Below are 16,454 nucleotides of genomic sequence, written 5' to 3'. Positions count from 1 at the left end.
CAACTACATAGGTAGAAGGGGGCTTATTTTATAGTGAGGTAATTATGGCAAAACGTAGCGATTATATTTCCTGGGATGAATACTTCATGGGCGTTGCCATTTTGGCAGCACAACGTTCTAAAGATCCTAATACACAAGTAGGTGCCTGTATCGTAAGCAATGACAATAAAATCTTATCCATTGGTTATAATGGTATGCCTTTAAACTGTAGTGATGATGACTTTACGTGGGAACGCGATACAGCAGATGATAATAAATACTTTTATACTGTACATAGCGAACTCAATGCCATACTTAATTATCGGGGCGGTTCTTTAGAAGGTTCTAAAATATATGTAACACTATTCCCTTGTAATGAATGTGCAAAAGCCATCATTCAAAGTGGCATCAAAGCTGTTATCTACCGTGATGATCTTTACAAAGATACAAAAGAAGTAAAAGCATCTAAACGGATGCTAAAAACAGCAGGCGTAGAAATTATTGAATATAAACCTACGGGACGGACTTTACATATTACCGTATGATAAAGTATAAAACATTAATATTACAAGAAAAGCTCTTATCTATTAATTAATGGATAAGAGCTTTTTCTATATTTTTACTATGTTAGATTGTATACCTAAATTATACTTGTAAACGACCGTCAATCATGATATCAACAGCTTGACCATCACGAGTATATCCCTTAATATTCATGTGTTCATGACCAATCATAAAGTCCACATGTGTTAAGGAGTGGTTAAGGCCGCGTTCCTTTAATTCCTCTTCAGATAAACCATCACTATTTTTAAGGCATGTAGGATAGGATGCGCCAATTGCTAAATGGCAGGATGCATTTTCATCAAATAATGTTTCGTAGAAGATTTGGTTGGATTGGCTAATTGGGCTGAAGTGATCCACTAATGCTACTTCGCCAAGGTAGTGGGAGCCTTCATCAGTTTCTACTAATTCTTTTAGAACTTCATAACCTTCTTTGGCAGTGTATTCTACGATTTTACCTTCTTTAAAGGTGAAGGAGAAATCAGAAATTGTATTGCCATGGTAAATTAATGGTTTTGTGCTGTGCACAACGCCATTTACACCATTGTATTGAGGAGCAGAGAAAACTTCCTCTGTAGGAATATTAGCATTGAAAATAGTACCATCTTTAGAGGATTCTTCACCACCTAGCCAGATATGGTCTTCGGGCAATTCTAATAAAAGGTCGGTGCCGTTTTCACAAGTGTAACGCAATGATTTTAAGTCTAATTTATTTAATGCTTCACAGCGATGACGCAATTTTGCCATGTGATGACGATATGTATCTTTCGCTTCGATACCTTCAATGCGACAAAGTTTTAATAATGTTGCCCACAATTGATCGATTTTTTCTTCATCACTACCTTCATAGCCAAGTAAATCTGCCCATAGAACCGTTGGTACAGATGCAACGCACCATGTAACAGAAGAGTTCATGATAGCTGTATGATAGAAGGATAATGCTTTGTTTAAGTTACGAGATTGTAAGGAAATACGATCTGTTGGGATACCTTCTAAGGCTTTTGGATTAGCACTAATTAAAGATAAGAAGGCTGCCTTATCATCGATATACTGTTTGTAAAATTCAGGAATCCAGTTAGCTGGTTTTTCTAAAACAGATTCGCTAGCATGTAATAAACGTTGACGTGCAATAGGGGAACATCTCCAGTTAAGAACAACCTCTTTTGCGCCTAGCTCATAGGCTTCTTCAGTAACGATTACTGCAAAATCTTTATTTTCTACATCAACAGAAATAACTAATGTTTGGTCTTGTTGTAAATTTACACCGTACTTTAGTAATGTATGGGCGTATTTTTTTAATGTATCTTGATTCATAAATTCTCCTTTTATTCGACATCAATTGTTAAACTCCTGCTAGTGTGACTAATAGAGTCATGGGTAGGAGTTTTATTTTTCATAGGGAAATCCTTCAGTAGGAGGTGCACTATGAAATATAAATTGAAGCCGTATATGATAATTATATTAATCCTATGTATTTTAGTAGGAATTTATTTCCTATGGCCTATTATAACAGATGAAAGCGATTCTGTCCTTGTTGAAGAGGGAGTAGATGGGAATTCTTCTATATCAAATGTAGCAGAAATATCTAATAAACCGATTGCTTATATTACAGGTGCCGTAGTTTCACCTGGTCTATATGAGCTTGAAAACTCTGCAACAGTAGGCGATGTTATCAAGCTAGCAGGAGGGCTGTTACCATATGCAGATGTAGAGTCTATTAATATGGCTAAACCTGTGACTGGAGGAGATCATATCCACGTAGTTTTTAACTTTCACGGAAATCCTGAAGTGTTATTGCGTGGTAATAAGATAAATATCAATACTGCAACGGCAAAGGAATTAGATGCTCTACCAGGAATAGGACCTGCTATGGCTAAAAGAATTGAGGAATATCGCTCACAAAAAGGCCCCTTTACATCTGTTGAAGGTATCAAGGGGGTGAAGGGAATTGGTGACGGAGTATTTAAGAAAATTAAAGATAAAATTACAATTTAGTCATCGAGATAGCAACAATGATGGGCTCTTCCATGATGTAAATGATGTTAATGGGAACAGTAAGGTTTTAACCCATAGCCAATGGGCGCATATTATATTAGGTTCTATAATTATGGGTACAATATTAGGCTATGGTCAGTATTATCCAGTACTTAATCAGATGCGATACATCTTTGCTATTGGATTAGCTATTATAGTTGTAGGTATTTTTAAAGCATTTCAATCGTCTAATAGATGGCATTTACTTACTAAGTTAATCGCTTTAGTCTTTGTTTTAGTTGGTTTATCTTATTATCAAACAGATTTACGGATTATACATTTTAATAGTTATACATCATATTATTTACAGCAAGAAGGCGAATATCTTTGTACGGTTGTAACTACGCCTGAAAGGATAAGTTTGAATGGACAGGAGTATTACAAATATACTATTGAAGTCCATGCCTTACACCCCTATAAAAATACTGCAAAAAATGACTATATTAAAGCACAGGGGCGTTTACAAGTATACTCAAAGGAATCTGCTACGAACTATCCCATACGACTAGGAGAATATGCAATTATTGAAGGTACACCAAAGCCCTTATTTCTCATTGAAGAGGAAGGTCGTATTAATCTAAGAGGCCGATATATGAGCTCGAATACTAGAGGTCGTATCTATGATGGTGTATATCGCACTGCTAGCAACAAAGATTTACAAAGGTTTTACTATAAAGATACATTTTTTGACAAATTATTTAGGAAAGGCTTATTAATTGATGGTGTATTACACGAATCTATAGATAAAAATATTGGTCACAATCTAGAGGGACCGCAAAAAGTATTAGCTCAAGCGTTAGCTTTAGGTGGTCATTATAGTGAACTTGGAGAAGACCAAATGAAGGCTTTCTCTTATACAGGCCTTATCCATATTTTATCCATATCAGGATCACATATTGCTTTACTGTTAGCACTTGTGTACGGACTTGGACGACTTATTAAATTAAGAAAGCGTACATGTTTAATCCTTGGTATTATAGTTGCTTGTATATATTGTAGTATTGTAGGCGGTGATGCACCTGTTCTACGTGCTACGATGATGAGCATACTCATGTGTATCGCCTATGTAAAAGGGCGACTATATCAAGCTAAGCAGGCGTTATGTATATGTGCCATACTATGTCTAGTATATGATCCTTTTTCTATATTTGATGTGAGTTTTCAGCTATCCTTTGGGGCGACCTATGGATTGCTCATATGGGGAACGATATTATATGAACGAATACAATGGCTACCTAGATGGTTAAAAATGCCGCTCGTATTATGTGTGTCGGTCCAGTTGTTAATTTTACCGTTACAGCTCTATTACTTTCACTATATTAGCATTGCTAGTTTGTTAGCGGCCTGTATAGTAGCGCCCCTATTAGATATATCCATAGTTTTAATATTTGTAAGTACTTTAGTCAGTTACGTACTCCCTATATCATTAATGTGGTCTTTAGTAGATGTACTATTGCGAATATCCTTATATTTAAATCATGTGTTAGGGCGTAGTGGCAGTCTACTATGGCTTGGTATGATGCATCCTTATTGTGCTTATATATATTATGTGCTATTAGGTTTATTTACGTACTTTTTGACGCATAGAAAAAGATATACTGTACATGTCGTAGTATCATTATTTTTAATGATCTTAACCTTTGGTGCTTCCCATTATGTTACGCATCATCATCAGGAAACATTAGTTCATTATATTCCAATGAAGCAATGCAATGTATTGCTTTGCATAGAACCTAATCATGAAGGGGCTCATTTATTAATTGATGCGCCAGATCATATTAAAACGACGCCTAATGAAAGGCTTGTCAATCAAGCTATAAGGGCATATGGTGTGAATCCAAAAGTTGTAAAGGTAGACTATTTTCATAGTAACGGATCTGCAAAAACAATATATAAAAATAGTATGAAAGAAATCGATGTATATAATGGACAAAGAGGAGAAAAAAATCTAAAATTAAATGATAAGATTAATACATTATTTATTACGAGTCGATCTAGTTCAATGAATGAAATTGGCAGATTACTGCCGCATAATATAGTTCTATTTGGCAGTCCACATGGGGCTTTACGCGATGTGGACCCATCATCAGAATATATGTATATTATGGGGTACAGTTTTATTGAGGATATGTATCTGTGAAAGGAGGATGTATGGCTGAAATTAAACTCATTTATGGCGATGAGCCACAATTAATTGAAGAAGAAAAACGTAAATTTTTAAGTGCCTATCCTGACCTTCCAGTAACAGTATTAGATGATGAAGCTGGGCCACAGAAGATAAGTGAAAAACTATGTGAAGACTCTCTTTTTGGTGATCAAAAGGTATTTTGCTTAGTGAATTTACCTATTATTCGTAAAAGCGGTAAAAATAGTGATGCTTGGATTCCATTGTATGAACTCCTCATGGAATATAATGGGGATAATCCCATCGTTTTGATTTATCATGATATGATTGATAAACGCATCAAGCAGAATAAAGAGATTTTAGATAAAATACCAAATCATCAATGTAAGCGCCTTGAAGGGGCAGACCTAGTGATGTGGATACGTCAATATTGTACATCTAATGGTTTTAAAATGACTCCTGATGCACAAGAATATGTAGCTCATCTCATCGATTTGTGGCAAGATGTACCGGTTTCATTTATGAAAACCGAATTTGATCGTTATTTTTTACAGACAACAGGTGATAAAGTCATTACGAAAGAATTCCTTGAAGAGAATGGTAGTGACTATGGTGCTAAAAATATTTTCACCTTTAAAGAGGCTTTGTTGAAACGAGATATAGATACATTGCTTGAATTATTTCCGTTTATGTTCGGCTATAAAGAATTAGATCGTGCTATGAGCTATATTGAGGGGCAGTTACGTTTACAGCTACTGGTTAGCGAATGTCGTCAAGCGGGAATGTCTGTTCAAGCCATACAAAACTTATGTAAGGATCATGATTCGTCATTTAAACCATATCCGATTAAGTTGGCTTACGAAGCAAGTTCTAGAATTTCAGTTAAGGCCTTACGAGCTTTATTAAAAGGGCTCTATGAGATTATTTTAGATAGTCGTAGCAGTAAGGGCGATATTTGGCGATTTAGAGATTTATGTATTACCTATTGTGGGTATAAAGGATAAAAATGAAAGTACGTTATCGTGTTGTACCAAAACAGAATAAGAAATCATCCTTCTATGTAAACTGTCATAGCCAACATATGACGATACAAGCTGCAGATTCTGCGTTTTCTACATTGCTTAGTTTGCGTGAAAGATTATCTGCATGGTATAAGGAAAAAAATATTTCTTTTGATAATATTCCAACGAATACAGATACAGCTTGTTGTTTCGCCTGGAAGGTAGATACTGAAACAGGGGAAGGCTTAGATACCTATTATTATGGTGGTGGCTGTGGTGCTGGTGAATGGATTGAAGCGGCAGAAGCGCAACGTGAAGCTGAAGAGGCTAAAAACAAAGTGCCTAGAGGCAAGTCTTTTGCTGGTTATGACCAAGAAGATGAATATGATGATGTTGATGAAGATGATTTCGCTCCATTTGTAGAGGCTGTTGAGCTGGGCTACTTTAATAATAGTCCTGTTGTTGTATCTCGTTCTAATCAAACGGCTGCAGCATCTAGCAATAGTGATACTGTCGCATCTGTGAGCAGTACACCTAAAGCAAGCAAAGGTTTTGCACATAAAAGTACTACAAAATCTACTGCTAAAGGTAGTGAAGGGGATAGTAAATACCCTCGTCGTGCCCCGAAGGATGCTCCTACTGATGAAGGCATGATTTTAGGACCTAAAATTGAGGGAGTTACCTCTAAAATTATGGGCACTTTGGATACGCCTAGTGTTATTTTTGAAGGTGTATTTGTTGGTCTAGATAAACGTGATACTAAGACTGGTAAAAGTATCGTTAACGGTAGCATCGTAGACGATACGAATAGTATCAAATTTATCAAGTTTACGAACAGCCCTGAAGAAGGGGATGCGCTACTTAAACAATTAAAAGGTTTACAACGTGTACGCGTACAAGGTAGCGTCAGCTTTGATGATCGATTTGATAAGGATTATATCTTATCTATTCGAAGCATTGAAGCTATGGAAACTAATAGCGTGGAGCGCACTGAAAACCGTCCAGACTCCCGTGTAGAGCTTCACTTGCATACTAAGATGAGTGATAAGGATGCCCTTGTATCTGTTAAAGACCTATTTAAAACAGTAAAAAAATGGGGTCATCCTGCGGTAGCTATTACAGATCACGGTGTTGTACAAGCCTTTCCAGAAGCTCAAGCTCTTGGTAAAGAGTTGGGCGTTAAGGTTATCTACGGTGTAGAAGGTTATCTCATTGATGATGAAATTGTTGCTCGTGATGAAGAGCCTGTAGTAGATAAGAAGAAGAAAAAAGAAAAAGATAAACGTTACCATATTATCTTATTAGCTAAAAATATGGTAGGTTTGCGCAATCTGTACAAGATGATATCTATTTCTCACCTTGAACACTATAAGGTACGTCCTCGTTTGCCTCGTTCTGTTATTGAAGAACATCGTGAAGGCATTATTATCGGTTCTGCTTGTGAAGCTGGTGAACTTATGCAATCCATTGTTCGCGGCGCTACAAAGGAAGAACTATTAGAGGTTGCATCTTTCTATGACTATCTTGAAATTCAGCCACATACAAATAATATGTTCTTGGTTCGTAAAGGACTTATGCCAGATGAGCAAGCCCTTATCGATATGAACAAAACGGTTATTGAATTAGGGGAAGCATTAAATAAGCCTGTTTGTGCAACCTGTGACGTTCATTATTTAACACCAGAAGAAAAAATCTACCGTGAAATCATGTTGACTGCCTGTGGTTATCCAGATGCAGATGAACAACCAGATTTACATTTACGTACCACCGATGAAATGTTGGCATCCTTCCCTTACTTAAGTGAAGAAAAGGCCTATGAAGTAGTTGTTACTAATACTCGTGCAATTAATGATAGCATTGAAGATATTAAACCAGTTCCAGATGGCACATATTCTCCAAAGATTGAAGGTGCTGATGAAGCTTTCACAGAAATGTGTTATAGAAATGCGAAAGCCATTTATGGTGATCCATTGCCTCGCGTAGTACAAGAGCGACTTGATTATGAACTAGATTGTATTATCTCCAATGGTTACGGCGTATTGTATTACATCGCTCATAAGCTAGTAAAAAAATCTCTTGATGATGGGTATCTTGTAGGTTCCCGTGGTTCTGTAGGTTCTTCCTTTGCAGCAACCATGTCTGAAATTACAGAGGTAAATCCATTACCGCCACATTATGTATGCCCTAATTGTAAGCATTCTGAATTCTTTGAAAAGGGCGAATACGCAGGTGGCTTTGACTTACCACGTAAAGATTGTCCTGAGTGCGGTCATGCGCTACAAACAAATGGCCATGATATTCCGTTTGCCATCTTCCTTGGTTTTGAAGGTGATAAGGTTCCAGATATTGATCTTAACTTCTCCGGTGACTACCAAGCAAAGGCACACAAGTATACAGAAGAATTATTTGGACGTGACAATGTATTTAAAGCCGGTACAATCGGTACTATTGCGGATAAAACAGCATTTGGTTATGTTAAAAAATACGCTGAAGTTCGAGATATACAAGCTCGTAGTGGTTTCTTTGAACATTTAGCAAAAGGCTTTACCAATGTTAAGAATACTACTGGACAACATCCTGGCGGTATCATGGTATGTCCTCGCGATATGGATGTGCATCACTTTACACCTATACAACATCCAGCGAATAAGAAGGAAAGTGGTGTATTAACAACACACTTTGACTATCACTCTATCGAAGGCCGTATGACTAAGCTTGATATCTTGGGGCATGATGATCCGACTATCATTCGTATGCTAGAGGATTTGACCGGTATAGATGCTAAGACAATCCCATTTGATGATCCAAAGACATTGAGCTTATTCTCTTCTACAGAGGGGATTGGTTTAACACCTGAGCAATTACAAGGTGACCAAGTAGCCAGTTTGGCTGTGCCAGAATGTGGTACGAAGTTCGTACGGGGCATGCTGGAAGACTCTCGTCCTCAAACATTCTCTGACTTGGTTCGTATCTCTGGTTTCTCTCATGGTACAAACGTATGGCTCGACAATGCGCAAGACCTCATTAAAAATGGTACTTGTAAATTGAACGAAGCCATTTCTACCCGTGACGATGTAATGAACTTCTTAATCCATCGCGGTATGGATAGAAAGCATAGCTTCTTCGTTATGGAAAACGTACGTAAAGGGAAGGGCATAGAAAAACGGAATAAACAAGGTCAAGCTACTACGGAATTTGAAGCTGAAATGCGGGAAAATAATATTCCTGAATGGTTCATTGAATCTTGTAAAAAGATTTCCTATCTATTCCCACGGGCCCATGCTGTAGCTTATGTAATGATGGCCTTCCGTATCGCATGGTTTAAGGTGTACCATCCATTGGCTTTCTATGCAGCCTACTTCTCCATTCGTGCCAAGGCCTTTGATTTGCGCATTATGACGGGTGACCTTAAAACGCAAATGACTGAGTTCAATCGTATTAAAGCTCTTGATCGTGGTGCCAGTCCTAAAGATAAGGACCTTATGAGTGCCTTAGAAGTATCTATGGAAATGTATCAACGGGGTTATCGTTTTGTTAATGTAGATATTCAACACTCTGAAGCTAGACGCTTTAGCATTAAAGATGGTGCTCTATTACCACCATTCTTAGCTATTGACTCCTTAGGTGAAACAGTAGCTGATGCTATCGTAGCTGAACGAGAAGAACGTCCGTTTACATCTCTAAAAGACTTGCAACGTCGTTGTAAAGTATCTAACACCATCATTGATCTTATGAAAGAACTCAAATGCTGTGGTGAACTACCTGAAGACGAACAAATGTCACTCTTTGGAGCATAATAAAATACTAGTTATACTTAAATACAAAGTAAGCACTATATCCAAAATAGGATATAGTGCTTATTTTTATATATTTTGATACAATACAATTGATATATCATTGGTACAAGGGAGTGTTGTGTAATGATAAGAAAATTATTGAAATTTCTAGGAATTAATTCATCAGATAGTAATATTACTAAAGAACCGAAAATGAAATCAGAAGAAAATGGAACTGGATCTAATATTACTAAGGAACGACAAAATCAACCTATAGAGATTGAATTTTGGGACATTGAGGCGGAGGATGTTCCTGAGTTAGAAGAATCAGATATTCCAGGTGTATACTTTAACGAATTCCGAGAATATGTTGATGAAGAAGGGAATGTGCTATCCCCATCAGAGGTGGATGCAATACGGTATAAAGACGATTACGAGGACGATTATTATAGATAGAAATTATTAGAGTGTCATATTTATATTGTTTTTATTTTGTAACGAGTTGGTTAATTATGAGAGTTCCGATATATGAAGCTGTAGCTCACTATAAAAAGAATAATGAGTTACCTTATACAGAGTATTTTGGCCTAGGCTTTTTTTCTAAATTATCATTAGCAGAAAAGGCATTAACTGAGTCAAAAAATTTGATAGGTTTTTCTGATTTGGCTGATGATTCATTTTCGATAACAACTCATTATTTAAATGATTGTGCGCATATAGGTGATGATGTTGGTTATGAAATCATAAACAACAAAATTTATGGTGTTTGGTATGATTATGATATAGATGATTATTATACATGTTCAGGATACATAGGTTTATTTAGTACTTTAAAATATGCAGAGAAAGCAATAGAGTGGTATAAAACCTGGGATATATTTAAAGTACATGGCATAGAGTGTTTAGGAATAGCTACTATCACTCTTAATTTAAGGGGATGGACTGAAGGTTTTATAACAATATATGATTAAATTAAGAAAAAGAGGTATCATCATTTGATGACACCTCTTTTTTTGAAAGTTTTGCAGTATATTTATTTTGATAGAATTTGAATATTTGGTAGATTTTAGTACAGAGATTTATATTTCATCCAATTTGTTTTGGCCATTTCTTTAAGTTCTGTACCACGGCCATCAAGGATTGCATTGATCAAGTATTTACTGAAGCCTTTAGCTTGTTGGTAAGCAATTTTTGGAGGCATAGCAAGTTCTTGTTTATCTACGCGAACATTGACGATAACAGGACCATTATGGTTAAGAGCCTCCATAATTTTTTCGTCTACTTCACTAGAATTTTGAATACTTACACCTTTAATACCAGCCGCTTCTGCAAGTTTACCGAAGTCTGGATTTACAAAGTCTGTAGCATAGTCTAAGTAACCAGAAGCTTTCATTTCCATAGCGATGAAGCTAAGTTCTTCATTATTAAATACGAAGATTTTAATTGGTAGATTTAATTGTTTTAACGTTAGCATTTCGCCCATCATCATTGTGAAACCACCATCACCGGAGAGGGAAATGACTTGACGGTTTGGACATGCATTTTGAGCGCCGATGGCATGCATCATAGCATTGGCCATGGAACCATGGTTATAGGAACCTAAGATGCGGCGTTTACCATTTGTTTTTAAGTGACGAGCAGTCCAGATAACTGGAGTACCTACGTCAAAAGTGAAGATGGCATCTTCACTTGCTAGCTTATTCAAACGATTAACGAAATATTGTGGATGAATTGCCACACCATCTGGTTCAGCCGCAGCATAGCTATCCAAATTCTCTCTGAATTTTGTATATTCCTTACGTATTGTATCAATAAATTCAGTATTTTCACGTTGACCTACGAGAGGTAATAACTCATTCAATGTATCTTTTACTGTACCAATAATCCCTTGTGTAAGAGGTACACGGCGACCTAACGCACTAGGATCTCTATCCACTTGGATTACCTTAGCATTTTCTGGATAGAATGGACGGTAAGGGAAGTCTGTACCAAGCATAACGAGTGTATCGCATTGTTCTATAGCACGATAACCAGATGTATAGCCTAATAGGCCTGTCATACCAACATCATATGGGTTATCCCATTCAACCCATTCTTTACCTCTAAAAGCATGTACGACAGGTGCTTGTAAACGTTTTGCTAATTCTACTACTTCGTCATGCGCACCTTCACAACCTGCACCACAGAAGAGGGTAATGCGTTCACCTTTTTCTAAATGAGCGTACATTTCTTCGATATCTTCACGTTGTGGAACGATATGAGGTAAGCGAGGGTGATGCCATACTGGTAATTCATCAATTTCCGTTTCCATTACTGCTACATCGCCAGGAAGGACTATAACGGCAACATCTTGATTACCGACTGCTGCATTCATAGCACGGAAAAGAATTTCCGGCATTTGTTTTGGATTAGAAACGAGTTCACAGAAACAAGAACATTCTTTGAATAAGTTTTCTGGATGTGTTTCTTGGAAGTAATTTAAGCCTACTTCAGATTGTGGAATATGAGACGCAATAGCCAATACTGGAACACGATTGCGATGACAATCGAAGAGACCGTTGATCAAATGTAAATTACCAGGACCAGAACTACCTGCACAAACTGTAAGTTTTCCTGTTAAAGAAGCTTCTGCACCTGCAGCAAAGGCTGCTGTTTCTTCATGTCTAACATGTTCAAAAGCAATCTTACCATTGCGACGTAAACTGTCGTTTACAGAGTTTAAACTATCACCAGTGATACCATAAATGCGTTCGATGCCCGCATTGGCTAAGACATCTATAAGTACATCAGAAATTCGTTTTTTTGCCATATTATCACCTATATTTAATAAATAATATCAATTAAATATTGTTATAAAACCATATATTATTATATTAGACCTCTTTGTAGTGTAATTATGTGATAAAAGTTACTATTTAATGTATACATAGTTTATATATGTTTATATAGTTATTATAATATATTTTCAATCTAATAAAAATAGAAATATAATAATAGTTATTTTATTCCAGGTTATATATTTAATATCTTTTCTCAATACAAAACTCTTATTGTTGCATAACCCTAATAAAAGTGTTACTATTAATTCAGAAACAAAATAGATGAGTCTTTGGGGATAGGTGAAATTCCTTACCGGCGGTATAGTCCGCGAACCTTTTAGGTATGAATCGGTGCAATTCCGATACCGACAGTACAGTCTGGATGAGAAAAGACGAAGCACATTTGACGTGCGTATTTATGATTACCCAAGGACTATGTATATAGTCCTTTTTTTATTGAGGTGATATGGTGGATGACGTAGCATATATGAAACGCGCCATTGCACTGGCAAAATTAGCCACAGGTCACACCTCGCCAAATCCTTTGGTGGGTGCCGTAGTGGTTAAAGACAATACAATAATCGGTGAAGGTTATCATCATAAGGCTGGTACAGCTCATGCTGAGGTTCATGCCTTAAACCAAGCTGGTGATAATGCTAAAGGTGCTACTTTATATGTAACCTTAGAGCCATGCTCTCATTATGGTAAAACTCCACCTTGTGCGCTGCGTATTATCGAGGCTGGCATAGCTAAGGTCGTTGTAGGTAGTACAGATCCTAATCCACTAGTATCGGGAAAGGGTATGGATTTACTCCGTGAAGCAGGCATAGAGGTTGTTTGCCCCGTATGTAGTGAGGAATGTGCTGAACTAAATGAGCATTTCTTTACATATATACAGACAGGTAAACCTTTTGTAACTATTAAAAGTGCTATGTCCCTTGATGGTAAGATTGCCACTTTTACTGGTCAATCCCAATGGATTACGAATGAGTCCTCCCGACGAGATGGACATATACTACGTGCTACTCATGATGCCATGCTCGTTGGTATCGGTACAATTTTGGCCGATAATCCTCAATTAAACTGTCGTTTAACTGATACTGAATTATCAGAGACTTTATTAGATACAAGCATACTTGATGAACCGATTCATGTTCATCAGCCTGATGTAATCATCTTAGATAGTCTAGGTAGAACACCAACAACAAGTCGTATATTTGAAATAGGCACTCGCAAGGTGCATATATTTGTATCGAAAGGTTGTCCTAAAGAACGAATACAGGCGCTGGAACAAGTAGGGGCTCTTGTTACTGTTGTTGAATCAGTATCTACTCGTAAAAGTAAAAGTACAGATATCGTAATAGATATTAAAAAACTATCTATTGATGATATTCTTACGAAGTTGGGCGATTTTGGTTATACTTCATTATTAGTTGAAGGTGGCTCTGCCATTATAAGTTCATTTGTAGAAACATTGAACTTTGATAAGGTAGTTACTTATATTGGTAATACAATAATCGGTGGAGCAGAGGCTACACCTGCTGTAGGTGGTCGTGGCTTTGAAAGTTTAGAATCTTCTCCACAGTTAACTTTTACAAAAACTAAAGTATTAGATAATAACATTCGCATCGAAGCGTATCGTGAAGGAAGGAGGGGCGCTTATGTTCACGGGAATCGTTGAAGAAATCGGCCGTGTAGAAAGCATTAAAAAGGGCCCTAAATCCTTGGCTATTACAATTCGGGGTAATAAAATATTTAGTGATTTAAAAATAGGTGACTCCGTAGCTGTTAACGGTGTATGTTTGACGGCTACAACGATTGGGAATAGCGTATTTACCGCAGATGTAATGCCAGAATCGATTAAGATGACTACTTTCACAAATTTAAAAGTCCATCAACAAGTCAACTTAGAACGGGCTATGCTCGCTAACGGTAGATTTGGTGGTCACATTGTGGCAGGTCACGTAGATGGGACGGGCCGCATCATTAATCGTGAACAAACGGATAATGCCATTATCTTTACCGTAGAGGCCCCTAAATCCGTAATGGATTACGTCATCTATAAGGGCTCTATTACCATCGATGGTATTAGCCTCACCATCATGCGACGAACGGACAGCAGTTTTTCCGTATCTATCATTCCTCATACGTTAGGCGAAACTATTTTAGGCTCTGCCCATATTGGTACAGAGGTTAATTTAGAAACGGATATCGCTGGTCGATATATTCGTCATTTTATGAATCTCGGTAGTGAACCTACCGAAGATAAACCTAAGAAATCTATGCAATCCCTCTTAGTAGAGAATGGATTTATATAAAAGTAAGGAGCGTTCCTATGAGCGAACAATTACATTCAATTGAAGAGGTCTTACAAGATCTTAAAGCTGGTAAACCTGTTATTATTGTTGATGATGAAAGCCGTGAAAACGAAGGCGATCTTATCATCGCTGCAGAGTCTGCTACACAAGAAAATATTAACTTTATGGTTAAATACGCACGTGGTATCGTATGTACACCTATGCGTCGTGAAGCCTTAGAAAAGCTTGGCATTCCTGCAATGGTTGCCAAAAATACAGATAACCATGAAACTGCCTTCACCGTTACTGTTGACCATGTAGATACTACAACAGGTGTATCTCCAGCAGAACGTGCTTATACAATTCAAAAATTATTAGATCCTAATGCTAAACCAGAAGACTTCCGTCGTCCTGGTCACGTATTCCCTCTAGTATATAAAGAGGGTGGCGTATTAGTTCGCCAAGGCCATACAGAAGCATCTATCGACCTTTGTCGCTTAGCAGGCTTACAAGAAGCAGCTGTTATTTGTGAAATCACAAAAGACGATGGCGATATGGCTCGTTTGCCAGATCTATTACAATTTGCTAAAGAACATAATCTTAAAATTGCATCTGTAGCAGAACTTATTGAGTATCGTAAACAACATGAAGATATGGTAGAACTCGGTGCTTGTTCTAAACTACCTACTAAATTTGGTGACTTTAATATCTTTGTATTCAAAAATGATTTAGATCATAAAGAACATTTAGCTATTGTTAAAGGTGATGTACAAAACTGTGACGATGTTCTTGTACGTATTCACTCCGAATGTTTAACAGGTGATGTATTTGGTTCTAAACGTTGTGACTGTGGCGAACAATTAGATCATGCGTTACGTGCCATCGAAAAAGAAGGCAAAGGCGTTGTAGTCTATATGCGCCAAGAAGGCCGTGGCATTGGTTTAACTAATAAAATTAAAGCCTATGCTTTACAAGAGCAAGGTTTAGATACTGTAGAGGCTAATGAACAATTAGGTTTCCCTGCAGATATGCGCGAATATTCCTTAGCAGCTCAAATTATTCGTTTCTTAGGTATTAAGAGTATTCGATTGTTGACAAACAATCCAGAAAAACGTCATGGCTTAGAGCATTGGGGGATTGATGTAACTAGCCGTGTACCGCTCATTATTGCAGCCAATAAATTTAATGCAGGGTACTTAAAGACAAAAGAAGAAAAAATGGGTCATATGTTAGAAGACTAATCATTTAGTTCTATTTAACAACTTGCTCGTCACATAAGAATTTCCTTTAAGGAATATAGGAGGTCAACATAATGAAGGTTCAAGAAGGTAATTTATTAGGTAGCGGTAAAAAATTTGCCATTATCGGTTCTCGTTTTAATGAGTTCATTACGTCCAAATTAATTGGTGGTGCTGAAGATTGCTTATTGCGTCACGATGTAAAAGAAGAGGATATCACTGTTATCTGGGTACCAGGTGCTTATGAAATCCCATTGATTGCAAAAAAAGCTGCTTCATCTGGTCGCTTCGATGCGGTTATCTGCGTTGGTGCTGTTATTCGTGGTGCTACAACTCATTATGACTATGTATGTAATGAAGTAGCTAAAGGTATTGCTCATGTTTCCTTAGAAACTGGTGTTCCTGTTATGTTCGGTGTAGTAACTACTGAAAATATTGAACAAGCTATTGAACGTGCTGGTACTAAGGCTGGCAATAAGGGTTACGATTGTGCTATGGGCGCTATTGAAATGGTTAACCTTATCGATCAATTCTAATAATTACATAGTAAACACTCAGTGTCTTATGATGCTGAGTGTTTTTATATTATCGAAAATATGTTCCTTTATCTTGAAAACAGGTTAG

At 37.1% G+C, this 16,454-nt stretch carries 13 protein-coding genes and 1 riboswitch; of the genes, 11 read left to right on the top strand and 2 right to left on the bottom strand.

Annotated elements, in window-relative coordinates:
- Nucleotides 1-44: 44 nt before the first annotated feature.
- Nucleotides 45-524, top strand: coding sequence for a dCMP deaminase family protein (locus O3607_RS01775; RefSeq protein ID WP_009352594.1), 480 nt, complete (start codon nucleotides 45-47; stop codon nucleotides 522-524).
- A gap of 100 nt (nucleotides 525-624) precedes the next feature.
- Here O3607_RS01775 and O3607_RS01770 read toward each other — a convergent pair whose 3' ends face one another.
- Nucleotides 625-1,854, bottom strand: coding sequence for an aminopeptidase (locus O3607_RS01770; protein WP_024066251.1), 1,230 nt, complete (start codon nucleotides 1,852-1,854; stop codon nucleotides 625-627).
- 111 nt (nucleotides 1,855-1,965) lie between these two features.
- On the opposite strand from O3607_RS01770, the gene O3607_RS01765 reads away from it, so the two are divergent.
- The 6 genes from O3607_RS01765 to O3607_RS01740 all read left to right on the top strand — a co-directional run bounded on the left by O3607_RS01765 (nucleotide 1,966) and on the right by O3607_RS01740 (nucleotide 10,447).
- Nucleotides 1,966-2,535, top strand: a complete 570-nt coding sequence (locus tag O3607_RS01765) for a helix-hairpin-helix domain-containing protein (RefSeq protein ID WP_024066252.1) — start codon at nucleotides 1,966-1,968, stop codon at nucleotides 2,533-2,535.
- Entirely contained in the window at nucleotides 2,492-4,714 is a 2,223-nt protein-coding gene (locus tag O3607_RS01760; protein ID WP_349224460.1) for a ComEC/Rec2 family competence protein, read from the top strand. Before O3607_RS01765 ends, O3607_RS01760 begins: the two co-directional genes overlap by 44 nt.
- An 11-nt stretch (nucleotides 4,715-4,725) precedes the next feature.
- A complete protein-coding gene (gene holA, locus O3607_RS01755; RefSeq protein WP_349224348.1) occupies nucleotides 4,726-5,703 on the top strand; it encodes a DNA polymerase III subunit delta in 978 nt (325 codons plus the stop codon).
- Between the two features lie 2 nt (nucleotides 5,704-5,705).
- Nucleotides 5,706-9,497: a PolC-type DNA polymerase III gene (locus tag O3607_RS01750; protein ID WP_349224347.1), complete on the top strand. Its 3,792-nt coding sequence runs from the start codon at nucleotides 5,706-5,708 to the stop codon at nucleotides 9,495-9,497.
- A gap of 192 nt (nucleotides 9,498-9,689) precedes the next feature.
- The gene (locus O3607_RS01745) at nucleotides 9,690-9,932 is read left to right on the top strand and encodes a hypothetical protein (protein ID WP_155086993.1); all 243 of its coding nucleotides are present in this window, start codon (nucleotides 9,690-9,692) and stop codon (nucleotides 9,930-9,932) included.
- Nucleotides 9,933-9,988: 56 nt separating this feature from the next.
- Nucleotides 9,989-10,447, top strand: coding sequence for a hypothetical protein (locus O3607_RS01740; protein ID WP_024066196.1), 459 nt, complete (start codon nucleotides 9,989-9,991; stop codon nucleotides 10,445-10,447).
- A 95-nt stretch (nucleotides 10,448-10,542) separates the two neighbouring features.
- Here the strand turns inward: O3607_RS01740 and poxB are convergent, their stop codons facing one another.
- On the bottom strand, nucleotides 10,543-12,285 hold the full coding sequence (gene poxB / locus O3607_RS01735; protein WP_316109687.1) for a ubiquinone-dependent pyruvate dehydrogenase: 1,743 nt from the start codon (nucleotides 12,283-12,285) through the stop codon (nucleotides 10,543-10,545).
- A gap of 292 nt (nucleotides 12,286-12,577) precedes the next feature.
- Nucleotides 12,578-12,693, top strand: a riboswitch (FMN riboswitch).
- A 68-nt stretch (nucleotides 12,694-12,761) separates the two neighbouring features.
- On the opposite strand from poxB, the gene ribD reads away from it, so the two are divergent.
- The 4 genes from ribD (at nucleotide 12,762) to ribE (ending at nucleotide 16,366) form a co-directional block, all read left to right on the top strand.
- The gene (gene ribD / locus O3607_RS01730) at nucleotides 12,762-13,976 is read left to right on the top strand and encodes a bifunctional diaminohydroxyphosphoribosylaminopyrimidine deaminase/5-amino-6-(5-phosphoribosylamino)uracil reductase RibD (protein ID WP_316109688.1); all 1,215 of its coding nucleotides are present in this window, start codon (nucleotides 12,762-12,764) and stop codon (nucleotides 13,974-13,976) included.
- Nucleotides 13,957-14,613 carry a riboflavin synthase gene (locus O3607_RS01725; RefSeq protein WP_316065654.1) on the top strand — a complete coding sequence of 219 codons (657 nt, stop codon included), beginning with the start codon at nucleotides 13,957-13,959 and terminating at the stop codon, nucleotides 14,611-14,613. The genes ribD and O3607_RS01725 overlap by 20 nt, the downstream gene beginning before the upstream one ends.
- 17 nt (nucleotides 14,614-14,630) lie before the next feature.
- The gene (locus tag O3607_RS01720) at nucleotides 14,631-15,833 is read left to right on the top strand and encodes a bifunctional 3,4-dihydroxy-2-butanone-4-phosphate synthase/GTP cyclohydrolase II (protein WP_316065653.1); all 1,203 of its coding nucleotides are present in this window, start codon (nucleotides 14,631-14,633) and stop codon (nucleotides 15,831-15,833) included.
- A gap of 71 nt (nucleotides 15,834-15,904) precedes the next feature.
- A complete protein-coding gene (ribE, locus tag O3607_RS01715; protein WP_024066202.1) occupies nucleotides 15,905-16,366 on the top strand; it encodes a 6,7-dimethyl-8-ribityllumazine synthase in 462 nt (153 codons plus the stop codon).
- Nucleotides 16,367-16,454: the final 88 nt, after the last annotated feature.

It is taken from the genome of Veillonella sp. 20925_1_51, from assembly GCF_041431445.1.
Lineage (GTDB): Bacteria > Bacillota > Negativicutes > Veillonellales > Veillonellaceae > Veillonella > Veillonella nakazawae.
Note: the sequence above shows the minus strand (reverse complement) of the source record. Positions and strands in the feature narration are given on the sequence as shown.